The organism is Enterobacter cloacae complex sp. P12RS, assembly GCF_014895875.1.
GTDB lineage: Bacteria > Pseudomonadota > Gammaproteobacteria > Enterobacterales > Enterobacteriaceae > Enterobacter > Enterobacter bugandensis.
Genome location: NZ_JADBQO010000007.1, coordinates 74,365 through 97,253, shown reverse-complemented (window position 1 = coordinate 97,253; position 22,889 = coordinate 74,365). Strand labels below are relative to the sequence as shown.

At 53.3% G+C, this 22,889-nt stretch carries 27 protein-coding genes and 1 other annotated feature; of the genes, 11 read left to right on the top strand and 16 right to left on the bottom strand.

Features of this window, described 5'->3' with window-relative positions; translation table 11 throughout:
- Nucleotides 1-3: 3 nt before the first annotated feature.
- The 6 genes from pheS to thrS form a co-directional block, all read right to left on the bottom strand.
- Nucleotides 4-987 carry a phenylalanine--tRNA ligase subunit alpha gene (pheS, locus tag IM284_RS03410; protein ID WP_010426091.1) on the bottom strand — a complete coding sequence of 328 codons (984 nt, stop codon included), beginning with the start codon at nt 985-987 and terminating at the stop codon, nt 4-6.
- A 62-nt stretch (nt 988-1,049) separates the two neighbouring features.
- Nucleotides 1,050-1,174 (bottom strand) — a sequence feature (Phe leader region).
- Nucleotides 1,125-1,169, bottom strand: a complete 45-nt coding sequence (gene pheM / locus IM284_RS03405; protein ID WP_001386830.1) for a pheST operon leader peptide PheM — start codon at nt 1,167-1,169, stop codon at nt 1,125-1,127. Its footprint overlaps the feature before it by 45 nt.
- Nucleotides 1,175-1,291: 117 nt before the next feature.
- Nucleotides 1,292-1,648: a 50S ribosomal protein L20 gene (gene rplT, locus IM284_RS03400; protein ID WP_000124850.1), complete on the bottom strand. Its 357-nt coding sequence runs from the start codon at nt 1,646-1,648 to the stop codon at nt 1,292-1,294.
- A gap of 50 nt (nt 1,649-1,698) precedes the next feature.
- Nucleotides 1,699-1,896 (bottom strand): 50S ribosomal protein L35, encoded by a 198-nt coding sequence (gene rpmI / locus IM284_RS03395; protein ID WP_003030583.1) that lies wholly within the window; start codon nt 1,894-1,896, stop codon nt 1,699-1,701.
- Between the two features lie 97 nt (nt 1,897-1,993).
- On the bottom strand, nt 1,994-2,536 hold the full coding sequence (infC, locus tag IM284_RS03390) for a translation initiation factor IF-3 (RefSeq protein WP_023616141.1): 543 nt from the start codon (nt 2,534-2,536) through the stop codon (nt 1,994-1,996).
- Nucleotides 2,537-2,539: 3 nt separating this feature from the next.
- Nucleotides 2,540-4,468, bottom strand: coding sequence for a threonine--tRNA ligase (gene thrS, locus IM284_RS03385; RefSeq protein ID WP_047368356.1), 1,929 nt, complete (start codon nt 4,466-4,468; stop codon nt 2,540-2,542).
- Nucleotides 4,469-4,790: 322 nt separating this feature from the next.
- Here thrS and yncL point away from each other — a divergent pair, with 322 nt between their 5' ends.
- A complete protein-coding gene (gene yncL, locus IM284_RS03380) occupies nt 4,791-4,883 on the top strand; it encodes a stress response membrane protein YncL (protein ID WP_071787459.1) in 93 nt (30 codons plus the stop codon).
- Between the two features lie 97 nt (nt 4,884-4,980).
- Nucleotides 4,981-5,088 carry a small membrane protein YniD gene (yniD, locus tag IM284_RS03375; RefSeq protein ID WP_088205299.1) on the top strand — a complete coding sequence of 36 codons (108 nt, stop codon included), beginning with the start codon at nt 4,981-4,983 and terminating at the stop codon, nt 5,086-5,088.
- A gap of 101 nt (nt 5,089-5,189) precedes the next feature.
- Here the strand turns inward: yniD and IM284_RS03370 are convergent, their stop codons facing one another.
- Complete coding sequence (locus IM284_RS03370) at nt 5,190-5,948, bottom strand: YdiY family protein (RefSeq protein ID WP_047368355.1); 759 nt, start codon at nt 5,946-5,948, stop codon at nt 5,190-5,192.
- A gap of 296 nt (nt 5,949-6,244) precedes the next feature.
- Between IM284_RS03370 and pfkB the strand changes: the two genes are divergently transcribed.
- From pfkB to IM284_RS03355, 3 genes are all read left to right on the top strand, one after another.
- On the top strand, nt 6,245-7,177 hold the full coding sequence (pfkB, locus tag IM284_RS03365) for a 6-phosphofructokinase II (RefSeq protein WP_041910452.1): 933 nt from the start codon (nt 6,245-6,247) through the stop codon (nt 7,175-7,177).
- A 105-nt stretch (nt 7,178-7,282) separates the two neighbouring features.
- Nucleotides 7,283-7,573 carry a type V toxin-antitoxin system endoribonuclease antitoxin GhoS gene (gene ghoS, locus IM284_RS03360; RefSeq protein ID WP_047368354.1) on the top strand — a complete coding sequence of 97 codons (291 nt, stop codon included), beginning with the start codon at nt 7,283-7,285 and terminating at the stop codon, nt 7,571-7,573.
- A gap of 105 nt (nt 7,574-7,678) precedes the next feature.
- Nucleotides 7,679-8,539 (top strand): fructosamine kinase family protein, encoded by an 861-nt coding sequence (locus tag IM284_RS03355; RefSeq protein WP_041910453.1) that lies wholly within the window; start codon nt 7,679-7,681, stop codon nt 8,537-8,539.
- A 36-nt stretch (nt 8,540-8,575) separates the two neighbouring features.
- Here IM284_RS03355 and IM284_RS03350 read toward each other — a convergent pair whose 3' ends face one another.
- The gene (locus IM284_RS03350; protein ID WP_045261585.1) at nt 8,576-9,112 is read right to left on the bottom strand and encodes a YniB family protein; all 537 of its coding nucleotides are present in this window, start codon (nt 9,110-9,112) and stop codon (nt 8,576-8,578) included.
- A 147-nt stretch (nt 9,113-9,259) separates the two neighbouring features.
- On the opposite strand from IM284_RS03350, the gene hxpB reads away from it, so the two are divergent.
- The 4 genes from hxpB (at nt 9,260) to IM284_RS03330 (ending at nt 13,026) form a co-directional block, all read left to right on the top strand.
- Nucleotides 9,260-9,931 (top strand): hexitol phosphatase HxpB, encoded by a 672-nt coding sequence (gene hxpB / locus IM284_RS03345; protein ID WP_047368353.1) that lies wholly within the window; start codon nt 9,260-9,262, stop codon nt 9,929-9,931.
- Nucleotides 9,932-10,058: 127 nt separating this feature from the next.
- A complete protein-coding gene (kduD, locus tag IM284_RS03340; protein WP_047368352.1) occupies nt 10,059-10,820 on the top strand; it encodes a 2-dehydro-3-deoxy-D-gluconate 5-dehydrogenase KduD in 762 nt (253 codons plus the stop codon).
- Between the two features lie 94 nt (nt 10,821-10,914).
- Entirely contained in the window at nt 10,915-11,505 is a 591-nt protein-coding gene (locus tag IM284_RS03335; protein WP_032644865.1) for a metal-dependent hydrolase, read from the top strand.
- A 129-nt stretch (nt 11,506-11,634) separates the two neighbouring features.
- A complete protein-coding gene (locus tag IM284_RS03330; protein ID WP_047368351.1) occupies nt 11,635-13,026 on the top strand; it encodes an L-cystine transporter in 1,392 nt (463 codons plus the stop codon).
- Nucleotides 13,027-13,074: 48 nt separating this feature from the next.
- Here the strand turns inward: IM284_RS03330 and cedA are convergent, their stop codons facing one another.
- On the bottom strand, nt 13,075-13,350 hold the full coding sequence (gene cedA / locus IM284_RS03325) for a cell division activator CedA (protein ID WP_223239595.1): 276 nt from the start codon (nt 13,348-13,350) through the stop codon (nt 13,075-13,077).
- Nucleotides 13,351-13,517: 167 nt separating this feature from the next.
- Between cedA and katE the strand changes: the two genes are divergently transcribed.
- A complete protein-coding gene (katE, locus tag IM284_RS03320; protein WP_047368350.1) occupies nt 13,518-15,767 on the top strand; it encodes a catalase HPII in 2,250 nt (749 codons plus the stop codon).
- Between the two features lie 110 nt (nt 15,768-15,877).
- Here katE and chbG read toward each other — a convergent pair whose 3' ends face one another.
- The 7 genes from chbG to osmE all read right to left on the bottom strand — a co-directional run bounded on the left by chbG (nt 15,878) and on the right by osmE (nt 21,730).
- Nucleotides 15,878-16,627 carry a chitin disaccharide deacetylase gene (chbG, locus tag IM284_RS03315; RefSeq protein ID WP_047368349.1) on the bottom strand — a complete coding sequence of 250 codons (750 nt, stop codon included), beginning with the start codon at nt 16,625-16,627 and terminating at the stop codon, nt 15,878-15,880.
- An 11-nt stretch (nt 16,628-16,638) separates the two neighbouring features.
- On the bottom strand, nt 16,639-17,994 hold the full coding sequence (locus tag IM284_RS03310; RefSeq protein ID WP_028012802.1) for a 6-phospho-beta-glucosidase: 1,356 nt from the start codon (nt 17,992-17,994) through the stop codon (nt 16,639-16,641).
- 109 nt (nt 17,995-18,103) lie between these two features.
- Nucleotides 18,104-18,946 carry a transcriptional regulator ChbR gene (gene chbR / locus IM284_RS03305; protein WP_028012801.1) on the bottom strand — a complete coding sequence of 281 codons (843 nt, stop codon included), beginning with the start codon at nt 18,944-18,946 and terminating at the stop codon, nt 18,104-18,106.
- A gap of 5 nt (nt 18,947-18,951) precedes the next feature.
- The gene (gene chbA, locus IM284_RS03300; protein WP_028012800.1) at nt 18,952-19,299 is read right to left on the bottom strand and encodes a PTS N,N'-diacetylchitobiose transporter subunit IIA; all 348 of its coding nucleotides are present in this window, start codon (nt 19,297-19,299) and stop codon (nt 18,952-18,954) included.
- 47 nt (nt 19,300-19,346) lie between these two features.
- The gene (gene chbC, locus IM284_RS03295) at nt 19,347-20,705 is read right to left on the bottom strand and encodes a PTS N,N'-diacetylchitobiose transporter subunit IIC (RefSeq protein WP_047368348.1); all 1,359 of its coding nucleotides are present in this window, start codon (nt 20,703-20,705) and stop codon (nt 19,347-19,349) included.
- A gap of 80 nt (nt 20,706-20,785) precedes the next feature.
- On the bottom strand, nt 20,786-21,103 hold the full coding sequence (gene chbB / locus IM284_RS03290) for a PTS N,N'-diacetylchitobiose transporter subunit IIB (protein ID WP_014883474.1): 318 nt from the start codon (nt 21,101-21,103) through the stop codon (nt 20,786-20,788).
- Between the two features lie 282 nt (nt 21,104-21,385).
- Entirely contained in the window at nt 21,386-21,730 is a 345-nt protein-coding gene (osmE, locus tag IM284_RS03285; protein ID WP_003857836.1) for an osmotically-inducible lipoprotein OsmE, read from the bottom strand.
- A 232-nt stretch (nt 21,731-21,962) separates the two neighbouring features.
- On the opposite strand from osmE, the gene nadE reads away from it, so the two are divergent.
- Nucleotides 21,963-22,787, top strand: coding sequence for an ammonia-dependent NAD(+) synthetase (gene nadE / locus IM284_RS03280; protein ID WP_028012798.1), 825 nt, complete (start codon nt 21,963-21,965; stop codon nt 22,785-22,787).
- Nucleotides 22,788-22,889: the final 102 nt, after the last annotated feature.

Here is a 22,889-nt window from a genome sequence, read left to right as displayed (position 1 = left end):
CCCTTATTTAAACTGTTTGAGGAAACGCAGATCGTTTTCGAAGAATGCACGTAAGTCGGTCACGCCGTAGCGCAACATGGTCAAACGCTCCATGCCCATGCCGAACGCAAAGCCGGAATAAACTTCCGGATCGATGCCCACGTTGCGCAGCACGTTTGGATGCACCATGCCGCAGCCCAGCACTTCCAGCCATTTGCCGTTTTTACCCATCACGTCAACTTCCGCAGACGGTTCGGTGAACGGGAAGTAGGACGGACGGAAACGAACCTGCAAATCTTCCTCAAAGAAGTTGTTCAGGAAATCGTGCAGCGTGCCCTTCAGGTTGGTGAAGCTGATGTTTTTATCAACAATCAGACCTTCCATCTGGTGGAACATTGGGGTGTGGGTCTGATCGTAGTCGTTACGATACACGCGGCCCGGCGCGATGATGCGGATTGGCGGTTCCTGATCCTTCATGGTACGGATCTGAACGCCAGAGGTCTGGGTACGCAGCAGACGCGTCGCGTCAAACCAGAAAGTGTCGTGGTCAGCGCGTGCCGGATGATGGCCAGGAATGTTCAGGGCGTCGAAGTTGTGGTAATCATCTTCGATTTCCGGGCCAGTCGCCACGGTAAAGCCGAGCTCACCGAAGAAACTTTCAATACGATCGATAGTACGGGTAACCGGATGCAGACCACCGTTTTCAATACGGCGACCCGGCAGAGAAACGTCGATGGTTTCTGCCGCAAGACGCGCGTTTAGTACCGCGCTCTCCAGTTCGGCCTTACGCGCGTTCAGCGCCTGCTGAACCTGCTCTTTGGCTTCGTTAATCACCGCACCCGCTGCCGGGCGTTCTTCTGGCGGCAGTTCACGCAGGGTTGTCATTTGAAGGGTCAGGTGCCCTTTCTTCCCAAGATATTCGACGCGGACATTGTCTAACGCGGCAACATCTGAGGCCTGATTAATGGCGGCTGTTGCACTGGCAACCAGCTCTGCGAGATGTGACATGATTTTCCTCATTATGTCGGTGCAGACACCGATTTGGTGGAGTTATTCTCTCAAATTCAGGCACAAAAAAAGCCTCCATCGGGAGGCTTATCTGGCGCTGTTTTTCGTTTCATCTTTCACGCGCTAGCCTCCTGGAGTCAGGTGCTAAAGTAAAAGAAGAAGCGGAAAATAGCAGCATTCATGCTTGCGTTACCTTGTTGGGTAAAAACCGGTAAGACCTTATTGAAAAGCCTGCACGGATAAATGTCAATCTTCTGATGGTGTTAAATGAAAAGAGGGAGCCAGGCCCCCTCTCTCAACTGGCTTATGCCAGTGCTGCTTTCGCTTTTTCGACCAGAGCGGTGAACGCTACTTTGTCGAATACTGCGATGTCAGCCAGGATCTTACGGTCGATTTCAACAGAGGCTTTTTTCAGGCCGTTGATGAATTTGCTGTAAGAAATACCGTTCTGACGTGCTGCTGCGTTGATACGCGCAATCCACAGTTGACGGAACTGACGCTTACGCTGACGACGGTCACGGTAAGCGTACTGACCTGCTTTGATAACAGCCTGGAAGGCAACGCGGTATACGCGTGAACGCGCACCGTAGTAGCCTTTAGCTTGTTTCAAAATTTTCTTGTGACGTGCACGTGCAATTACACCACGTTTTACGCGAGCCATATGTGCTCTCCTGTATCTATATTCTTAGTAAAAAATTAAACGTTAACGGCTTATGCGTACGGCAGGCACGCGATAACCAGACCCAGATCGCCTTTAGAAACAAGGCCTTTTGGACGCAGGTGACGTTTACGCTTAGTAGATTTTTTGGTCAGAATATGACGCAGGTTTGCGTGCTTACGCTTAAATCCACCACCACCGGTTTTTTTGAAGCGCTTAGCAGCACCGCGTACGGTCTTAATTTTTGGCATCTTAATAACTTCCACTTCGCATTGTTAAATAAACGAAACATAGGCGAACAAAACCTATGAAACCCGAAGGCTCCACAGATTTTGCTGCTTGAAGGCCTTACTGTTTCTTCTTAGGAGCGAGCACCATGATCATCTGGCGGCCTTCGATCTTCGTAGGGAAGGATTCGACTACTGCCAGTTCACTCAGATCGTCACGGACGCGGTTAAGCACTTCCATACCAATCTGTTGGTGGGCCATCTCACGACCGCGGAAACGCAGTGTGATCTTGGCCTTATCGCCATCTTCCAGAAAGCGAATCAGGCTGCGGAGTTTTACCTGATAATCGCCATCGTCGGTACCAGGACGGAATTTGATTTCCTTAACCTGGATAACTTTTTGCTTCTTCTTCTGTTCCTTAGAAGACTTACTCTTTTCATAAAGGAACTTGCCGTAGTCCATGATACGACAAACTGGCGGTTCGGCGTTAGGGCTGATTTCAACTAAATCTACTCCAGCTTCTTCAGCCTTTTCGATCGCTTCTCTCAGACTCACAATCCCCAGCTGCTCGCCTTCCAGACCTGTTAAGCGAACTTCCTGGGCGCGAATCTCGCCATTGATACGATTCGGACGTGCCGTTTGAACTCGTTTTCCGCCTTTAATACCTTATTCCTCCAGTTGTTGAAGACTGCGGCTGCGAATCTCGTGTTGCAGCTTCTCAATCACTTCACTTACGTCCAGGCTGCCCAGGTCTTTACCACGGCGGGTGCGAACGGCAACTTTGCCTGCTTCCACCTCTTTATCACCACAGACCAACATATACGGGACACGACGTAAAGTGTGCTCGCGGATTTTAAAGCCAATCTTCTCATTTCTCAAGTCTGCTTTTACGCGAATGCCCGCATTTTGTAGTTTCTGCGTCAATTCTTTAACGTAATCTGCCTGAGAATCGGTAATGTTCATCACCACGACCTGCACTGGCGCAAGCCAGGTTGGGAAGAAGCCCGCGAACTCTTCGGTCAGGATGCCGATGAAGCGCTCCAGAGAACCGAGAATAGCACGGTGAATCATGACCGGTACCTGACGCTCGTTGTCTTCGCCAACATAAGAGGCGCTTAAACGCTGCGGCAGGGAGAAGTCCAGCTGTACAGTACCGCACTGCCATGCGCGATCGAGGCAGTCATACAGGGTAAATTCAATTTTCGGACCGTAGAATGCACCCTCGCCCAGCTGGTATTCGAACGGAATACCGTTCTCTTCCAGCGCTACGGCGAGATCCGCTTCTGCGCGATCCCAGGTCTCATCGCTACCGATACGTTTTTCCGGACGCGTTGAGAGTTTGACCACGATCTTCTCGAAGCCAAAGGTGCTGTACATATCGTAGACCATACGAATACAGGCGTTAACTTCATCACGAACCTGATCTTCAGTACAGAAGATATGCGCATCATCCTGCGTAAAGCCACGCACGCGCATCAGACCGTGCAGCGCGCCTGATGGCTCGTTACGGTGGCAGCTACCGAACTCCGCCATACGCAGCGGCAGGTCGCGGTAGGATTTCAGACCCTGGTTGAAGATCTGAACGTGCCCCGGGCAGTTCATTGGCTTGATGCAGTATTCACGGTTCTCGGACGAGGTGGTGAACATCGCATCTTTGTAGTTGTCCCAGTGGCCGGTTTTTTCCCACAGCACACGGTCCATCATGAACGGGCCTTTCACTTCCTGATACTGGTACTCTTTCAGCTTGGAACGTACGAACGTTTCCAGTTCACGGAAGATAGTCCAGCCATCGTTATGCCAGAACACCATACCCGGCGCTTCTTCCTGCATGTGGTACAGGTCAAGCTGCTTACCGATTTTACGGTGGTCACGCTTCGCGGCCTCTTCCAGGCGCTGCAGGTACGCGTTCAGGGCTTTCTTATCCGCCCATGCGGTACCATAGATACGCTGCAACATCTTGTTGTTGCTGTCGCCACGCCAGTAGGCGCCGGCGATCTTCATCAGTTTGAAATGATGACAGAAGCGCATGTTCGGCACGTGCGGTCCACGGCACATGTCGACGTATTCTTCGTGATGGTACAAGCCAGGCTTGTCATCATGAGCAATGTTTTCATCGAGAATAGAGACTTTATAGCTCTCGCCACGCTTGACGAAGGTTTCACGCGCTTCGTGCCAGCTGACTTTCTTCTTGATGACGTCATAGTTGGTCTCGGCGAGCTCGTGCATACGTTTTTCGAGCGCGTCGATATCTTCCTGGGTCAGGGTGTGGTCAAGATCAACGTCGTAGTAGAAACCGTTGTCGATAACCGGACCGATCGCCATTTTGGTGTTTGGCCACAGCTGCTTGATAGCATGACCCAACAGGTGTGCGCAGGAGTGACGAATGATCTCCAGACCTTCTTCGTCTTTCGCGGTGATGATTGCAAGCGTCGCATCGTTTTCAATCAGATCGGACGCATCAACCAGTTCACCGTTAACACGGCCGGCGATGGTCGCTTTCGCGAGGCCAGGACCGATGTCAAGGGCGACATCCATAGGGCTAACAGCGTGGTCGAAATGGCGTTGGCTGCCATCAGGAAGAGTAATTACAGGCATTTTATATCCTTATTTGCAGTGATGCCCCACACATAAGAGCATATACAAAGAAAATAATCGTGATTTGACAATAGATTACGACACCATCTGACCAACAATCGTCAAATTGGTTCGTCATCATGCACCTGCCGAATTCAGATTAATGCGGATTTACGGCAAGCGACGTAATGTTAACACTATCAGCAAGGAGATTGCACCCTCTGCAGCCAGAATGATGGGCTGGCACGTAGCGTAAATTTGCAGATTGCATCTCTCCGGCGCTCGCATTTCAGACATGCTGGGCTACTCTTGAACATGCCTTTTATATCAACAGGTGCATACCATGAATGTATCCAGTAGAACGGTTGTGATTTTGAACATCCTTTCCGCAACAGGTCTAGTGTTGATCCTCGCCGAACGATTCCACTGGTTCTAAGCCGACCCCTTGTTGGCATAACTCGATCGCTCCCGGGAAGGCGCATCTTTTGGCCCCGTTTGATAGACTATGCGTATCAACGAACAAGGATTAAGTTATGCCAACAAAACGATTTGCCGTAAAACACTGGAAAATGGTGCTGGTGCTGGTTGCCATCTGCGGTGCAATGCTGTTATTTCGGTGGGCGGCAATGATTTGGGGCTAAGTACAAATAAAAATAAATGCCGTTGCGCGTGATGAAAATTTATTGGCGCGGGTTAACCATAATAATGAAAACGGGCCGACACTTTCATCGGCCCGCTATGATTACATTTTATAGCCCAGCGAAATCGTGGTTCTGCGATCGGTATGATCCGGTGCCGTTTCTGGCGGTGAAGAGTTCCAGGTCACGTTGTAGGCCAATTTCAAACCGAAGTGTTCATTGATAGCCACATTCAAAGCACTTTCGGAATTCAGCGTCGTATCCTCGGCACCAAACACAGAAACACCCTGCGTAAATTTGGTGTTGTCGGTCATCTGCCAGGCATACGTGCCGGAAGCATAGCCCAGCGGCTGGGTTTCATTTTCGCCATTGGTGTACTCGTCATAGCGGACACCAGGACCGAATTCGAAACGGAGGCTGTGTACCGGACCATTCAGGAACTGACGACCATAACCGGCGGTGAACACATCGCGCTGGCGATAGCCGTTGAAGCGGTCGGTTAACCAACTTGCCTGACCAAAGATGTAGTCATAGTCGGTCATGTTGTAACGGCTACGTCCACCGACCGTGTATTTCTCGGATGAGCGTTCATCGTTAGCGGACGTGTTGCTGGCATTCCCCCACAGCGACCATGCAGTGGTATTGCCGTACCAGGTCAGGGTGCTGTCCGCCGTCAGAGAAGAGCTTTTCGTATTACCCGATTGCGCGAGATACCCGGCGTTCAGGTTACCTTCAAACGGTTTTTTGGCAGTGGAGGGATCGTCCATGACAGTAAAAACGGTGTCATCGGCGGCTGCATTCAGTGATGCAAAAACGCCACCCGCCAGCATCAGTGCTGCGGGTACTGTCTTCAAAAGCTTCATTTTATTTAAGGAGTCCGTACAACAAAAAAAGAGACCACCACGGTCTCGGAAACTTTCTTGAGGATCAATGACAAGGCGTCCAGAGAAAGGTAACAAATTATAAAAAGGCGCAAATAACATAGCAATATTTTCTTATTTCATTTTTTGAATAAGAACGATCTCAAAACGCGTTTTATTTTATATATCCCTCATCGCATTTATGTCAGCATTCATTTTTAAAATCATACTGTTATTTACATTGCCTTCCTGTCGATCGGTGCCAGGCTTAAAAGAACCCATGCTAAAAGGAGGTTATGATGGCTTCTATTTATACGCTGACGCTCTCCCCTTCCCTCGACTCCGCGACCATAACGCCGCAGATTTACCCGGAAGGTAAACTACGCTGTAGCGCACCCGTATTTGAGCCGGGCGGTGGCGGGATTAACGTTGCGCGCGCGATTACCCACCTCGGTGGTAAAGCGACTGCCATCTTTCCGGCCGGTGGTGCAACGGGGGAGCATCTTGTTGCCTTGCTGGCCGATGAACAGGTTGCCGTGGATACCGTTGACGCCAAAGACTGGACCCGGCAGAACCTGCATGTCCACGTTGAGTCCAGCGGGGAACAGTATCGTTTCGTTATGCCAGGCGCCAGGCTGAGCGATGATGAGTTTCGTCAGCTGGAAGAGAAGGTGCTAACCATTGAAAGCGGCTCGCTGCTGGTCATCAGCGGTAGCCTGCCGCCAGGCGTCAAAACAGAAAAGCTGACAGCACTGGTTGATGCCGTACTTCAGCGCGGCATTCGCTGCATTGTCGACAGTTCAGGCGAAGCCCTGCAGGCGGCATTAGAACCCGGACAGCTTGAGCTCGTTAAGCCTAACCAGAAAGAACTGAGTGCGCTTGTTAATCGCGAACTTAGCCAGCCGGATGACGTGCGTACTGCCGCAGAAGAACTGGTTCGCAGCGGCAAAGCGCACCGCGTTGTCGTCTCTCTCGGTCCTCAGGGTGCGCTGGCCGTCGACAAGACGGGCTTTGTGCAGGTTGTTCCGCCCCCAATGAAGAGCCAGAGCACCGTCGGCGCAGGCGACAGTATGGTCGGCGCGATGGCGCTGAAGCTGGCGCAGGGCGCATCACTTCTGGAGATGACGCGCTATGGCGTCGCGGCGGGGAGTGCCGCCACCATCAATCAGGGAACGCGCCTGTGTTCGCTTGCCGATACGCAGAAAATCGTCGATTACCTGTCACGAAGCTAACCGATATATCCCCCTCCTGACGGAGGGGGGGATATCTGTGGAAGTCGCCAAATATGGCGTATCGACTATGCTAAAAAAACTTTCAGGATAACAACGAGGTGAATTATGAGCAGTGGTGATATCACCCGCTACGTCGTGACCATCAGCCTTCATGAAGCATCGCTGACCGAGCTTAACGAGCTCAACAATGCCTTTACACGGGCGAATTTCCTGTTCACGCTAACGGATGACGAAGGTCATATTCATGATTTAGGCACCCTGGCGTTTGGCCTGATCGCAGCCCTGAGTGAAGAAGAGGTGCATGCGCTGGCCGCCAGCCTGGTGGAAAGCGTGACCGACAAGCCTGCCGACATCACCGTGGAGACGTGGGAACGCTGGCAGAAAAAAGAACAATAAGTGCCCTGCATGAAATTAATCCGCTCAGGTGTGCGTTAGTTCGTATTTTTTTACCGCAGTTATGCGCTAACTTTATGATCTGGCAGACAACATGGGAGAGTCAACATGTGGCAGGCTATCAGTCATCTTTTACATGAGCAATTGGGTGAAGGTGAAATTGAACTGCGTAACGAGCTGCCGGGCGGGGAAATTCACGCCGCGTGGCATTTACGCTACGCAGGACGCGATCTGTTCGTTAAATGCGACGAGCGAGAGCTGCTCCCGATTTTTACCGCTGAAGCCGATCAGCTTGAACTGTTGTCCCGCAGTAAAACGGTGACGGTACCTGAGGTGCTGGCCGTGGGCAGTGACCGGGACTACAGCTTTCTGGTGATGGACTATCTCCCTGCCCGCCCGTTGGACGCCCATAATGCCTTTATTCTCGGGCAACAGTTAGCGCGCCTGCACCAGTGGAGCGACCAGCCCCAGTTTGGTCTCGACTTCGACAACGACCTTTCCACCACGCCGCAGCCCAATGCCTGGCAGCGCCGCTGGTCGACGTTCTTTGCCGAGCAGCGCATCGGATGGCAGCTTGAACTGGCAGCAGAGAAAGGGCTGGAATTTGGCAACATTGATGCCATCGTCGAGCATGTGCAACAGCGCCTGGCCTCCCACCAGCCTCAGGCGTCTTTGCTACACGGTGATTTATGGTCCGATAACTGCGCGCTGGGCCCCAACGGCCCGTATATCTTCGACCCGGCCTGCTACTGGGGCGACAGAGAGTGCGATTTGGCCATGTTGCCCCTGCATCCCGAACAACCGCCGCAAATATACGATGGCTATCAGTCTGTCTCCCCCCTGCCGCCGGACTTCCTTGAGCGCCAGCCCGTGTATCAGCTCTATACGCTGATGAACCGAGCCATTCTTTTTGGCGGGCAACATCTGGTCAACGCCCAGCGCGCGCTTGAACGCGTGCTTGCGGCTTAAAGACAAAACGGGTGGCCTTGCCGCCACCCTAATTCGTTACAGAAAACCGAGCAGTGAGAAGAAGAAATATCCCGCCACGATGATGATAACCGGCAGGATATAGAGCGGGAAAATTTGCAGGAAAATGGTGTGACGAGGCACCACAATGCGGGATTCAATCTGCTCCCGGCTCATTCCTTCAGGACCTTTCGCCTTCTCAAGGATAAGCTGATCTTCCACCCCTTCGCGTAAAAAACGGGTCTGGCGACTCATTCGTGCGCCCGATGCCTGCAGCGCCATCGCAATAAAAATCAGCGCATAGATAATCCAGAACCCAACATTCAGCTGCTGGTGAAAGTCCGGCGTTGGCGAGTTGAACCAGAAGACGTTCAGGAACGGGGTGTTAAACCGCACCATCTCAATCATGACATGCGCAAAATCAAGCATTACCGCATTAATGCCCGGCTGTTTTTCGCTGTGATCGTACATAAACTTCAGCACGGATATCAGCGTAGAAATGACGGCAGGAATAAAAATCACCCAGCCTGCAATACGTTTTAAGACAGCAATGCGTCCAGCTTGTTGATACGTCATCAGTTCCTCTTCATAAAGACGCGTGATTTGAGCCTAAGTCTACCTGCTGGACATCAATTTCGCCCGCTCTTTAAAAGCAATATGCTAAATTGCAGACTGTGCTTAGCACTTATCGTCTGTCGAACACCTGGATAAGGAGACGTTGTGATGTCGACACCGCGCCAGATACTTGCCGCTATTTTTGACATGGATGGATTACTGATTGATTCCGAGCCGTTGTGGGATCGCGCCGAGCTGGACGTGATGGCCAGCCTGGGCGTTGATATCAGTCGCCGTAATGAACTTCCCGACACGCTGGGCCTGCGTATTGATATGGTCGTTGACCTGTGGTACGCCCAACAGCCGTGGGTTGGGCCCGATCGCGACGAAGTCACCTCGCGAATTATCAGCCGCGCCATCGCGCTGGTGGAGGAGAACAAGCCGCTCTTGCCGGGCGTACATGAGGCTATCGCGCTGTGCAAATCTCAGGGGCTGAAGGTTGGCCTGGCTTCCGCTTCACCGCTGCATATGCTGGAAAAAGTGCTGATCATGTTTGAGCTGCGCGACAGTTTTGACGCCCTGGCGTCTGCGGAAAAACTGCCCTACAGCAAGCCACATCCGCAGGTCTATATGGACTGTGCCGCGAAGCTGGGTCTTGATCCGCTTACCTGCGTCGCGCTGGAAGATTCAGTAAACGGCATGGTGGCCTCCAAAGCCGCGCGTATGCGCTCCATTGTGGTTCCCGATGAAGAAAACCGCCACGATCCGCGGTATGCTCTTGCCGACGTTAAGCTGAATTCGCTGGCTGAACTGACGGTACAACACCTGCGCGGCGAATAGCGCCCCTCCTACAGGCAGCGTCATGCTGCCTGATAAAAACAAAACACAGTTTCATTTTGTTTGCTTTTCTCATCCCGGCCTCCTATCTTTAACGTCAACACGACGATAACCAGCTTCTGAGGCGCGTATGATACTGGACACCTTTACTCTTTCAGGCAAAGTAGCCCTCATCACCGGGTGCGATACCGGGCTGGGGCAAGGTATGGCTATTGCGCTGGCGCAGGCAGGTTGCGATATCGTTGGGGTAAATCGCAAAGCTCCAGAGAAAACGGCCAGCGCCGTCACCGCCCTGGGAAGACGTTTTGTGGCTATTCGGGCCGATCTGAGCCAGCAGGAAAATCTTCAGTACGTCGTGGACACCGCCGTGGCGGAGATGGGACGAATTGATATTCTGGTGAACAATGCTGGGACGATTCGCCGGGAGGAGGCTCTGACGTTCAGCGAAAAAGACTGGGATGACGTTATGAACCTGAATCTCAAGTCGCTCTTTTTCCTCTCTCAGGCGGTCGCTAAGCGATTTATCACCCAGGGCCAGGGCGGCAAAATTATCAATATCGCCTCTATGCTCTCCTTTCAGGGCGGCATTCGCGTGCCGTCGTATACCGCCTCGAAAAGTGGCGTACTGGGGATCACGCGCCTGCTGGCAAATGAGTGGGCGCTACATGGCATCAACGTGAATGCCATCGCGCCGGGCTACATGGCGACGAACAACACGCAGCAGCTGCGCGATAACGAACAGCGTAACGCGGAGATCCTTGACCGCATCCCGGCGGGTCGATGGGGAGTACCGGATGACCTTCAGGGGCCGGTCGTCTTTTTAGCCTCCCCCGCATCAGATTACGTGAATGGTCACACCTTAGCCGTCGACGGCGGCTGGCTGGTGCGCTGAGGCGCGTTTGTGACAAACAGTTACACCGTCACCTCTTTCGCCCACTGTATAAAAACCCTATACTGTATAAATTGACAGTTTCGTGGGTTTTATCATGACGGCGGAAGGCCACCTGCTTTTTTCAATTGCGTGCGCAGTATTTGCCAAAAACGCAGAACTTACTCCCGTGCTTGCACAGGGAGACTGGTGGCATATTGTCCCTTCCGCCGTTTTAACCTGTCTCCTGCCCGACATTGACCACCCAAAATCCTTCCTCGGACAGCGCCTGAAGTGGGTGTCGAAGCCCATCGCCCGCGCGTTCGGCCACCGCGGGTTTACCCACAGCCTGCTGGCCGTTTTTGGCCTGCTCACGCTTTTCTATTTAAAAGTCCCTGAAAGCTGGATAGTGCCGGGCGATGCCATTCAGGGCATGGTGCTGGGTTATTTAAGCCATATCCTCGCCGATATGCTGACGCCCGCGGGCGTGCCGTTGCTTTGGCCCTGCCGCTGGCGTTTCCGTTTTCCGATCCTTGCGCCGCAGAAAGGGAATCAGCTTGAACGCGTGCTGTGCATGGCGCTGTTCGCCTACGCCGTCTGGATGCCGCAAACCTTGCCCGAAAACAGTGCAGTGCGCTGGTCTTCCCAGATGATCAATTCGCTGCAATTTCAGTTCAATCGTTTTATTCATCACCAGATTGAACAGTAAACCAACAAAATCATTCCATTTGTCATAAACCATTCCATTTGGATATAAGCGCCACATCACACTTCTGCTAACCTTCCGCCAACAGGATCGGGAAAAACCGATCCCACATAATAAATCAGGAGAACGGGGATGAACTTTCCACTCATCGCGAACATAGTCGTGTTCGTCGTATTACTATTGCTTCTCGCGCAGGCGCGCCACAAACAGTGGAGCCTGGCGAAAAAAGTACTGGTCGGTCTGGTCATGGGTGTGGCGTTTGGTCTGGCCTTACACGCCGTCTACGGCTCCGATAATCCGGTACTGAAAGAGTCCATTCAGTGGTTCAACATTGTCGGTAACGGCTACGTCCAACTGCTGCAGATGATCGTTATGCCGCTGGTGTTCGCCTCTATTCTGAGCGCCGTAGCCCGTCTGCACAACGCAACTCAGCTGGGTAAAATCAGCTTTCTGACTATTGGTACGCTGCTCTTTACCACGCTGATTGCCGCGCTGGTGGGGGTGCTGGTTACCAACCTGTTTGGCCTGACGGCCGAAGGTCTGGTTCAGGGTACCGCTGAAACGGCGCGTCTGACCGCAATTCAAACCAACTACGTGGGTAAAGTGGCTGATCTGACGGTTCCGCAGATGGTCCTCTCCTTCATTCCGAAGAACCCGTTTGCTGACCTGACCGGTGCAAGCCCAACCTCTATCATCAGCGTGGTGATCTTCGCGGCATTCCTGGGCGTGGCTGCGCTTAAGCTGCTGAAAGACGACGCGCCGAAAGGCGAACGCGTGCTGATGGCGATTGATACCCTGCAAAGCTGGGTGATGAAGCTGGTCCGTCTGGTCATGCAGCTGACGCCATACGGCGTTCTGGCACTGATGACCAAAGTGGTAGCCGGCTCTAACCTGCAGGACATCATTAAGCTGGGCAGCTTCGTTGTCGCCTCTTATCTGGGCCTGGGCATTATGTTCGTGGTGCACGGTATCCTGCTGGGCGTGAACGGCGTCAGCCCGCTGAAATACTTCCGCAAAGTATGGCCGGTACTGACCTTTGCCTTCACCAGCCGTTCCAGCGCAGCGTCTATTCCGCTGAACGTTGAAGCACAGACCCGTCGTCTGGGCGTGCCGGAATCTATCGCCAGCTTCTCTGCCTCCTTTGGTGCTACCATCGGTCAGAACGGCTGTGCGGGGCTCTACCCGGCGATGCTGGCGGTGATGGTTGCCCCAACCGTGGGTATCAACCCGCTGGATCCGGTCTGGATCGCCACGCTAGTCGGGATTGTTACCATCAGCTCCGCCGGCGTTGCAGGTGTCGGCGGCGGTGCAACCTTCGCCGCGCTGATTGTGCTGCCCGCGCTGGGCCTGCCCGTCACGCTGGTCGCCCTGCTGATCTCCGTTGAACCGCTGATCGATATGGGCCGTACCGCGCTGAACGTGAGCGGCTCCATGACTGCCGGTACGCTGACCAGCCAGTGGCTGAAGCAGACCGACAAAGCCATTCTGGAAAGTGAAGACGACGCCGAGCTGGCGCACCGTTAATCTCGATAGAAATAAAAAAACCGCCTGATGGCGGTTTTTTTATGGCTGTTATTCTTCAACCTCTTCATCCTGGCGGATTTGCGTCGCCCATCGCTGGGCTGACTCCGGCACGGAAAACGCCGGCGACCGGCGGAAATGTTCCCCCATCAGGACAAAAGCCACATATTTACCGCGAAGCAGCCAGACATCACGAAAACCATCCACTTTCAGGGCATGGTCAGGCGGCGCGGGCTCAACGCGGGGCACATAGCTAATAACCTGGCGGTTTTGTTGACGAAGAGGTTTCATAAGCGACGGATTCACTAAAGCAAATTCTTGAAGCAGGAAAATTCTATGATAGCCGATCCTGCTGCCTTACGTCGCGCTCCGAGTGGGTGAGATGGCTCCTTCGTTAATAACGTCATGTGAAAAACGCTTAGTTAGCGAGCTATCTCACGACATTGTTCTATCCTTAATAGGGTTTTTAGCAATGGATAAAGGAGAAGCGTGCAATGTCGAACAAAGATAAATCACATCAATCACCGATTCATGGCACTGAAGAATCTCAACCGGGTATGGACTCTCTCGCCCCTGCTGACGGCTCTCACCGCCCCTCGCCGGGCCCATCAGCCCCTGGCGAACAACCAACCGCGCCGGGAAGCATGAAATCGCCGGACACCGGAAACGAGAAGCTGAAATCACTTGAGTCACACCGTAAAGGCGGCGAAGGTTTTGCACTCACCACCAATCAGGGCGTGCGCATTGCTGACGATCAAAACTCCCTTCGCGCAGGCACGCGCGGACCGACCCTGCTGGAAGATTTCATCCTGCGGGAAAAAATTACCCATTTTGACCACGAGCGAATTCCGGAACGCATCGTTCACGCGCGCGGTTCTGCGGCGCACGGCTTCTTCCAGCCCTATAAAAGCCTGAAAGCGATCACCAAAGCGGATTTCCTCTCCGACCCGGATAAAATCACGCCGGTCTTTGTGCGTTTCTCCACCGTGCAGGGTGGCGCAGGTTCGGCAGATACGGTGCGTGATATCCGCGGCTTTGCCACCAAGTTTTATACCGAAGAGGGTATTTTCGATCTGGTGGGCAATAACACCCCGGTGTTTTTCATTCAGGATGCGCATAAATTTCCTGACTTTGTCCATGCGGTAAAACCGGAGCCCCACTGGGCCATACCCCAGGGACAAAGTGCGCACGATACCTTCTGGGACTATGTCTCCCTGCAGCCTGAAACCTTACACAACGTGATGTGGGCGATGTCCGACCGTGGGATCCCGCGCAGCTATCGCACGATGGAAGGGTTCGGTATTCATACCTTCCGCATGATCAACGCGGAAGGAAAAGCCACGTTTGTGCGCTTCCACTGGAAGCCGGTAGCGGGCAAAGCCTCGCTGGTATGGGACGAGGCGCAGAAGCTCACCGGACGCGATCCGGACTTCCATCGCCGCGAACTGTGGGAATCCATTGAAGCGGGTGACTTCCCGGAATATGAACTGGGCTTACAGCTGATCCCGGAAGAAGACGAGTTTAAGTTCGATTTCGACCTGCTTGACCCGACAAAACTCATCCCTGAGGAGCTGGTGCCCGTTCAGCTGGTGGGGAAAATGGTGCTTAACCGCAACCCGGATAATTTCTTTGCCGAAAACGAGCAGGCCGCATTCCACCCGGGCCACATCGTCCCCGGACTGGATTTCACCAACGATCCACTCTTACAGGGACGTCTGTTCTCGTATACCGATACGCAGATTAGCCGTCTTGGCGGGCCGAACTTCCACGAGATCCCGATTAACCGCCCAACCTGCCCGTACCATAACTTCCAGCGCGACGGGATGCACCGTCAGGATATTGATACCAACCCGGCAAACTATGAGCCGAACTCCATCAACGACAACTGGCCGCGAGAAACCCCGCCGGGGCCGAAACGCGGCGGATTCGAATCGTACCAGGAGCGTATCGACGGCAACAAAATTCGCGAGCGCAGCCCCTCGTTCGGTGAGTATTACGCCCACCCTCGCCTGTTCTGGAACAGCCAGACGCCGATTGAGCAACAGCACATCATCGGCGGCTTTAGCTTCGAACTGAGCAAAGTGGTGCGCACCTACATCCGCGAGCGCGTGGTCGATCAGCTGGCGCACATTGATATTCAGCTTGCCCAGAGCGTGGCGGATAACCTTGGTATCACACTAACGGACGAACAGCGCAACCTTGCGCCACCGAAAGAGGTTAACGGCGTGAAGAAAGATCCATCGCTGAGCCTGTATGCGGTGCCGGGGGGTTCAATTAAAGGCCGCGTGGTCGCCATCCTGCTGAACGACAAAACCCGCGCCAGCGACGTGCTGGGGATTATGCAGGCGCTAAAAACCCAGGGCGTACACGCCAAACTGCTCTATTCCCGCATGGGTGAAGTGACGGCTGATGACGGCTCCGTGCTGCCGGTCGCGGCGACATTTGCCGGTGCGCCATCGCTGACCGTCGATGCGGTGATCGTGCCGTGCGGGGATATTGCCAGCCTGCTGACCAACGGCGACGCCGTCTATTATCTGCTGGAAGCCTATAAGCACCTGAAGCCCATTGCGCTGTCCGGCGACGCACGACAGTTTAAAGCACAGCTGAAGGTGGCCGATCAGGGTGAGGACGGCATTGTCGAGGGCGATAGCGTTGACGATGCCTTTATGACGAAGCTGTTTGATTTGCTCGCCGCGCACCGCGTCTGGTCGCGCAGCAGTAAGATTGATCAGATTCCGGCGTAAAAACCATTCCCGGTTGTGCGGCCTCGCCCCTCTCCTACGGGAGAGGGAGAAAACAATAAAAACGGTAACCCAGGTTACCGTTTTGCTTTTACCTCGCCACCCGGCACTTCTTACAGATCCCCAAACGTCCCCAACCGATACCCACGCTCGGCAATGGCGTATTTCAGCGACGGCGACGTCAGGACATCCAGCTCCGCCAGGCGCGGCCAGCAGTAGGCGCTCTTACGCACGGTGTTATCGACAAAGGCAGGATGCGCCATGACCTCCAGCGACCGTTCCCCCCGCGCGGCGGAATCATCCAGCACCTTGAGGAACAGCGCTTCGTCGATCTCGTCACCGTAAAAGGCGCTGCTGAACCCCTCAGTTGTTGTCACGGCACAGTCCTGCACGCCCTGCGCCTCACGATCCACGCGCATCGCCACGCCTTTGCGTTGGGCAAATGCCGCAACAATCGGGAAAATCGCCGGGATCATGTGCACATGATGGTGGCTGTCGATGTGCGTCGGCACCTTGCCAAAAAGATCAACAAAGCGGTTGTACTGGCAGTCCAGCTCACGGGCAATCTCTTCGAGCGGCAGAGCGTCCTGCTCCGCCAGATCCCAAATCCATTTGCCCAGCAGACCGTCACGCGTCAGGCCCGGCATGGGCGAAAGCGGCATCCCGAGCGTCAGCACAAAATGCATGCCGACACCCAGCTCTGGCACCTCGCGGCTCAACTGCGCCGCGTGTTCAACCGCTTCACCGTTCACCAGTGCCGTTGTAGAGGTCACTACCCCGCGGCGACAGGCTTCAATAATGCCGTAGTTCTGGCCTTTCGAAAGGCCAAAGTCATCAGCATTAACGATCAGCAGGTTTTCCATTGTGCGTCCTCTCAGTGTTGTTTGAACTTCAGCTTCTCAATCGTGGCGGCAAAGTTCGGCAACCATTTTTCATGCGCCAGGATCATCTCGCTGGCCAGCTGCTCCGCATCGCGGTCGGAATGCACCAGCGGGCTGAGGTTCAGCGCCAGAAGCACGTCATTGAGTTCACCGCTCAGCGCCGCGTTGCTCGCCGCCACTTCAAAGCCTTTGATGGTGTGGATCAGGCCCATAACTTTGTCGTCGAAGTGGGTGATACGTGGATGCGGTTTAGCCCCCTCGCGCCCCAGAATGCAGGTCATCTCGACGGCCCAGTCCGCCGGGATATTGTCGATATGGCCGTGATGCGGCACGTTAACATAGTGCTCCGCCTGCTTGTCGTTGTAGATGGCGTTGATCACTTCACACGCTGCATCGGAGTAATAGGCCCCACCGCGCTGCTCAAGCGCTTTCGGTTTGACGTTCAGGTTCGGATCTTTATATAAATCGAACAGCTGTTTCTCAACTTTCTGAACGATTTGCGCACGCGCGCCGCCCTTATAGTACTCGCCCATTTCGATAGCCAGCATCTCTTTCTGCTTGAAGTAGTAAAGCAGGTACGAGCACGGCAGCAGATTCAGCGAGCGAATCAGCCCTTCGCTGAACGGCAGGTCAAAGATGTTCTTCACGGAGGCCGCGGTCAGGCGACCGGAAGCCACGCCGTCGAGCAGTTCGGCAAAGCGCGATTTTCCGTTCACGATGACGTCTTTAATGAACACCATGTGGTTCAGGCCGAACAGATCGATTGAGAGATCGTCACTGTCGGTCAGCTCCAGCACGTCGCGGATAAACATCTTCATGCCGATCGGGATATTACAGACGCCGATAAAGCGTTTGAAATTGGTATGACGATAAACCGCCTCGGTTACCATTCCGGCCGGGTTAGTGAAGTTAATCACCCACGCGTTCGGGCAGATCTCTTGCACATCTTTGACGATGTCGAAAATCACCGGAATGGTACGCAGGCCTTTGAACAGGCCGCCCGCGCCGTTGGTCTCCTGCCCCAGGTAGCCGTGACTCAGCGGAATACGCTCGTCCAGCTCGCGCGCTTTTAGCTGGCCGACGCGCAGCTGAGTGGTAACGAAATCCGCATCTTTCAGCGCCAGGCGACGATCGAGGGATTTATGCACGGTCATAGGCACGCCCGCTTTCTCAACCATGCGCTTGCACAGGTCGAAAATAATATCCAGCTTCTCCTGACCTTCCTCAACGTCCACCAGCCATAATTCGCTGACCGGTAATTCATGATAACGTTTCAGAAAACCTTCGAGTAATTCCGGGGTATAGCTGCTGCCGCCACCAATGGTTACGACTTTTAATTTCTTTTGCATAATATCTCCCTTAGCGTATCAGGTTAATCGCCTGCAGGGTATAGCGTACTCTTCCCGCTATTTGGGCAAGCCATTAAAGCAATATTTATGGCGGGTAATCCGCCGAAAGTTAATTAATTACCGTTAAATTCTTCCGGTAGCTGTTCGGTGTGAATGAGGTCAACTTCTTAAAAGTTTTAATAAACAGGCTGGGACTGCTATATCCTGACTCATAGGCAATATCGGTGACAGAATAGTTGGTAATCTCCAGCTGTTTTTTGGCAAAATTAATGCGGATTTCATTAATTATTTGCACCGGCGTTTTACGATAATAACGCTGCGTCGCGCGGGTCAGATATTCCTGGGATTTCCCCGAGAGGGATACCATATTTTCCAGCGCATTTTCGCTGAACTGGCCTTTATCGTGCATCAGTTCCACGGTGCTGCGCAGCCACTGTGGAACGTCATCCGTCACCTGCTGCTCTTCACGGTGATGCCGCAACCGGTTCATCACGTAGAAGGTCACCGTTTCAATAAATTCATCAAACTCATTGTCGCGGAAGTTAAGCGAGGCGATGACCGTTTCAATCCAGGTCATGAACTCGTTTTTCACACGATATACCTGGGACGCCACAAAGCAGAACGGCACCAGCGGCAGATAGTGCTTCTCAAAGAAGCGTCTGCTGACGCCCACGTTCAGAATGCGGGTCGCGCCAAATTCGTAAAAGCTCTGGTGATAGGAACCCATCGGCAGGAAGACAAAATCCCCTCGCTCCAGCAGGACGCGCTTACCGTTGATCTCCTGGTAGTAGCGGCCGGTCAGAACAATCGTGAACTCATAGTAGTCATGCTGGTGCAGACCGCTGGCGCTCTCCGTCTTGTTGTAGATAACCACGTGAAAATTTTTGCCATTAAACAGTTGCTGTTCAAATGCGGTTTTGATTTCCATCGTGCTGACCTCCTGCTGCTCAATCCGACCTAGTGCATTTTCTCGTGAAGCTCAATCAACTCCGCCACCAGCTCACGCGCCAGCATGGACGTCATCAGGTGATCCTGAGCGTGTACCAGCACCAGGCTGACCTTCATCTTCCCTTCGCCCTGGTCGCTTTCAATCAGCTTTGTCTGCACCAGGTGCGCTTCGTTCAGTGCCGTGCGGGACTGCTCCATCATGGTTTTCGCGGCGGCGAAATCGCCCTGCTTGGCCTGCTTCAGTGCGGCATACGCCAGGCTGCGCGCCTGCCCGGAGTTGATGATGAGGCCCATCACCACTTCTTCGAGATCGTTCTCTGCGGCTTCGTCTGCGACGATACTATCCAAATCTAACATGTTTTAGCTCCTTGTGGCTGGCGCGGGCTTCCCCGCGCCGGTCAATCTTAGAATTTCAGTGAGAGGGCAATTTCCTCTTCGCTCTCTTCTTCATCAATGATGGTGGCAGCTTTGTTCGCAATCGCCACGAACGGCATGTACAGCAGGGTGGCAATCCCGAGGTTGAATATCGCCAGCAGGAAGGCCGCGACGCTACCGTTGGTGTTAAAGAAGGCACCCAGACCTGCCGGCATGGTCCACGGAGCAATGTTGGTGATCGGTGGAATAATACCCATGTAGTAAGCCGTCAGGGTGATCGCTGCCAGCAGCGGCTGCACCAGGATGAACGGGATAAACATTACCGGGTTCATGATAATTGGCAGACCGAACAGAATCGGCTCGTTAATCTGGAAGATGCCTGATGGCAGGGCCAGTTTCGCCACCTGACGATAGTCAGCGCGACGAGAGACAATAAAGACCGCGATGATCAGACCCAGGGTCGCCCCGGTACCACCCAGGAAGATATAGGAGTCAAGCATCGGCTTCGCCCACACATGGAAGGTTTTACCTGCCGCCAGCGCCGCGTCAACGGAACCGTACTGCTGGTAAAGCGCAACGTTTTCCAGTGCCCATGGGGTCATAATTCCGCTGTCCAGCGCGGCCAGTGCCAGTGAACCATGCACGCCGAAGAACCACAGCAGAGAGGTGAAAATCACATACGCCCAACCGACCACGCCACCCATCGACGCCAGCGGCGTAGAGATAGAGTCCATGATGATCTGGTGGAAGTTCGTGCCCCAGTGAGAGAACGCCCAGGCGATAATCCCCATGATGGAGAGGATAATGAAGCCTGGGATCAACGCGGAAAATGAACGAGAAACGGAGGCCGGCACGCTATCCGGCAGGCGGATAACCCAGTTGCGACGGATAATAAAGGTGAACATTTCTGCCACCACCAGGCCGATAACAATACCGGAGATGATGTTGGCTCCGCCCAGCCAGTTTGCGCCAACGGCGTAGGCTTCACCCACGCTGTAAGGCGTGACGGTCATAAACGCGGCAACGGATAATAATCCGGCGGCCAGCGGATCCACTTTCCGCTCTTCAGCCAGCGCCATCCCAATAAAGAAAGGCGCCATCAGCGACATAATACCCAACGTACCGTTATATACGTTGCCGCCGATGGCTTTAAAACCATTAAGGGTTTCAATAGTGGAAGCGTCTAACCGAATTCCTAATGAATAAAAGAAGGAACCTTCACCAAAGCTCAGAAAAACGTTGTTAATTAAAACGAACATGGCCCCGGCCAGCGTCAACGGCATTAATTTAATAAAACCATTTTTGATGGCATTAACGTGAGGCTGCTTTCCTATTTTAACAGCAAAAGGAAGGAGTACCTTTTCAAGTGAAGCGATGACTTTACTCATAGGAAAATACCCTTAAATGCCGTAACGCATGTTACGGCGTAATTGTGTGTGAAATAACTCTTTGACGGGAAAAATAAAAATTAATTAGCAGCTTTTTTAATGGCTGCCACAGCAGCTTTAAGTACACCTAAACCATCGATCTTGCCGTACAGCCCCGAGTCGATCACCTCGACCGGTTTATTCGGTAGCAGTCGTTGAATTTCGGGCAACATATAGGCAATTTGCGGCCCCAGTAACACAACATCGGCTTTCTGGCCTTTTTCGCCCGCCAGCGTTTCCGGAAACGCTTCAATCACCACAGGAACTTCATACTTTTCAGCCTGCGCGCGCATCTTTGACACCAGAAGCGAGGTTGACATGCCCGCTGAGCAGAACAGGTAGATATGTTTCTTTTCCATCATAATTTCCCTCTTGTATGACTACCTGCCGTCGCGCTATCACTCGACTCGCTGTCCCGGCAGACAGGTAGCTTGCGTACTGTTGTTTATCGTTGAAGTGAGTATACGCAATGGTACAGAGGGGAGATAATTCTGGATAGGCCTAAATTGTCTCTCATTGACCTGGCTTGTTGACTACCTTCACATTTCAGGCAAATAATTCGCGCAAAGAAATAAGATTAACGTATGAATAAAAAAAACCGGCCCAGAGGCCGGTTTGTTAACATCTTCAGGCAAGCAGGGTTACTGCGCCTTAGGTGCCTGCGGATCGGTGTCGTATTCAGCACAGGTCTGATAGCCGGAGTTAATCACATGTCCGGTATCATCCAGCGCGACGAAGTAGGTTTCTGCCTTACCATCACGTTGACCCAGGATATAAGTCTGACACGTACCGCGCGCGTGAATCATGGTCACTTCAGAAGAAGGCTTGCCGGCGATCGCAGCTACCTGCGAACGTGTCATCCCTTTTTTAACGTCTTTAACCACGGGCTGGGTAAACTGATCCTTAGTGCGATCGTAAGCCGTACACCCTGCCAGCATCGTCAGTACCGCCGCTGCGCTAAGAATTCCTGCTACGTTCTTGTTCATATTCCGTCCTCTTGTTTATCAGCGTGTTATCTAAGCATGGGATAAAAAGTACTATTGTTCAACTTTGTGATTTACGCCAGACGAATTTCGGAAAATTCTAATAAAACAACGATAAGCTGCTAAATCGCCGCAAATTAACGCACTCGAAACTGTGATCCTTGTCGTTTTCCGCCCAAAGGGTTAGTTTTAACAGTTAACACATTCTGTTTATGTTCTGCATACGGAGGGCATGATGGCTCTGCAACAAGAGATTATTCAGGCGCTGGGCGCTAAGCCTGCGATAGATGCACAGGAAGAGATCCGCCGCAGCGTGGATTTTTTAAAGTCGTACTTAAAAAAGAACGCTTTCCTGAAATCCCTGGTGCTGGGCATCAGCGGCGGGCAGGACTCTACCCTGACGGGTAAACTCTGCCAGATGGCGATTTCAGAGCTTCGTGAAGAGACGGGCGACGAAGCGCTGCAGTTTATCGCCGTGCGTCTGCCTTACGGGGTTCAGGCGGACGAACAGGACTGCCAGGACGCCATCGCGTTCATCCAGCCCGACCGCGTGCTTACCGTCAATATCAAAGCCTCGGTGCTGGCAAGCGAGCAGGCGCTGCGCGAAGCGGGCATTGAATTAAGTGATTTTGTGCGCGGCAACGAGAAAGCGCGCGAGCGCATGAAAGCGCAGTACAGCATCGCCGGGATGACCAAAGGCGTTGTGGTAGGCACCGACCATGCGGCAGAAGCGATCACCGGTTTCTTCACCAAATACGGCGATGGCGGCACCGACATCAACCCGATTTTCCGTCTCAACAAGCGTCAGGGCAAGCAGCTGCTCGCCGCGCTGGGCTGCCCTGAGCACCTGTACAAGAAAGCGCCAACAGCGGATCTGGAAGACGATCGCCCTTCCCTGCCGGATGAAGCGGCCCTTGGCGTCACCTATGACAACATTGATGATTATCTGGAAGGCAAAACGCTGGATGAAGGTACCGCGAAAATTATCGAGGGCTGGTACCTGAAAACCGAGCACAAGCGCCACACGCCAATTACGGTGTTTGACGATTTCTGGAAATAAACGCAAAACGTTAATCTTTGCTCCCTCTCCCCTTTAGGGAGAGGGCATCAGGCCACCCGGCTCTTTTTTAACCACAGCACACCTGCTACACTGTATACCTGA

Excerpts from the sequence above, each read along its gene's own strand:
- chbC (WP_047368348.1), bottom strand. The coding sequence starts at position 20,705 with ATGAGTAAAGTCATCGCTTCACTTGAAAAGGTACTCCTTCCTTTTGCT.
- chbG (WP_047368349.1), bottom strand. The coding sequence starts at position 16,627 with ATGGAAAACCTGCTGATCGTTAATGCTGATGACTTTGGCCTTTCGAAA.
- thrS (WP_047368356.1), bottom strand. The coding sequence starts at position 4,468 with ATGCCTGTAATTACTCTTCCTGATGGCAGCCAACGCCATTTCGACCAC.
- nadE (WP_028012798.1), top strand. The coding sequence starts at position 21,963 with ATGGCTCTGCAACAAGAGATTATTCAGGCGCTGGGCGCTAAGCCTGCG.
- ghoS (WP_047368354.1), top strand. The coding sequence starts at position 7,283 with ATGAGCAGTGGTGATATCACCCGCTACGTCGTGACCATCAGCCTTCAT.
- yniD (WP_088205299.1), top strand. The coding sequence starts at position 4,981 with ATGCCAACAAAACGATTTGCCGTAAAACACTGGAAAATGGTGCTGGTG.
- katE (WP_047368350.1), top strand. The coding sequence starts at position 13,518 with ATGTCGAACAAAGATAAATCACATCAATCACCGATTCATGGCACTGAA.
- IM284_RS03350 (WP_045261585.1), bottom strand. The coding sequence starts at position 9,112 with ATGACGTATCAACAAGCTGGACGCATTGCTGTCTTAAAACGTATTGCA.
- yncL (WP_071787459.1), top strand. The coding sequence starts at position 4,791 with ATGAATGTATCCAGTAGAACGGTTGTGATTTTGAACATCCTTTCCGCA.
- osmE (WP_003857836.1), bottom strand. The coding sequence starts at position 21,730 with ATGAACAAGAACGTAGCAGGAATTCTTAGCGCAGCGGCGGTACTGACG.
- IM284_RS03370 (WP_047368355.1), bottom strand. The coding sequence starts at position 5,948 with ATGAAGCTTTTGAAGACAGTACCCGCAGCACTGATGCTGGCGGGTGGC.
- rplT (WP_000124850.1), bottom strand. The coding sequence starts at position 1,648 with ATGGCTCGCGTAAAACGTGGTGTAATTGCACGTGCACGTCACAAGAAA.
- kduD (WP_047368352.1), top strand. The coding sequence starts at position 10,059 with ATGATACTGGACACCTTTACTCTTTCAGGCAAAGTAGCCCTCATCACC.
- pfkB (WP_041910452.1), top strand. The coding sequence starts at position 6,245 with ATGGCTTCTATTTATACGCTGACGCTCTCCCCTTCCCTCGACTCCGCG.
- rpmI (WP_003030583.1), bottom strand. The coding sequence starts at position 1,896 with ATGCCAAAAATTAAGACCGTACGCGGTGCTGCTAAGCGCTTCAAAAAA.
- IM284_RS03335 (WP_032644865.1), top strand. The coding sequence starts at position 10,915 with ATGACGGCGGAAGGCCACCTGCTTTTTTCAATTGCGTGCGCAGTATTT.
- IM284_RS03330 (WP_047368351.1), top strand. The coding sequence starts at position 11,635 with ATGAACTTTCCACTCATCGCGAACATAGTCGTGTTCGTCGTATTACTA.
- hxpB (WP_047368353.1), top strand. The coding sequence starts at position 9,260 with ATGTCGACACCGCGCCAGATACTTGCCGCTATTTTTGACATGGATGGA.
- chbA (WP_028012800.1), bottom strand. The coding sequence starts at position 19,299 with ATGTTAGATTTGGATAGTATCGTCGCAGACGAAGCCGCAGAGAACGAT.
- pheS (WP_010426091.1), bottom strand. The coding sequence starts at position 987 with ATGTCACATCTCGCAGAGCTGGTTGCCAGTGCAACAGCCGCCATTAAT.
- IM284_RS03355 (WP_041910453.1), top strand. The coding sequence starts at position 7,679 with ATGTGGCAGGCTATCAGTCATCTTTTACATGAGCAATTGGGTGAAGGT.
- IM284_RS03310 (WP_028012802.1), bottom strand. The coding sequence starts at position 17,994 with ATGCAAAAGAAATTAAAAGTCGTAACCATTGGTGGCGGCAGCAGCTAT.
- chbB (WP_014883474.1), bottom strand. The coding sequence starts at position 21,103 with ATGGAAAAGAAACATATCTACCTGTTCTGCTCAGCGGGCATGTCAACC.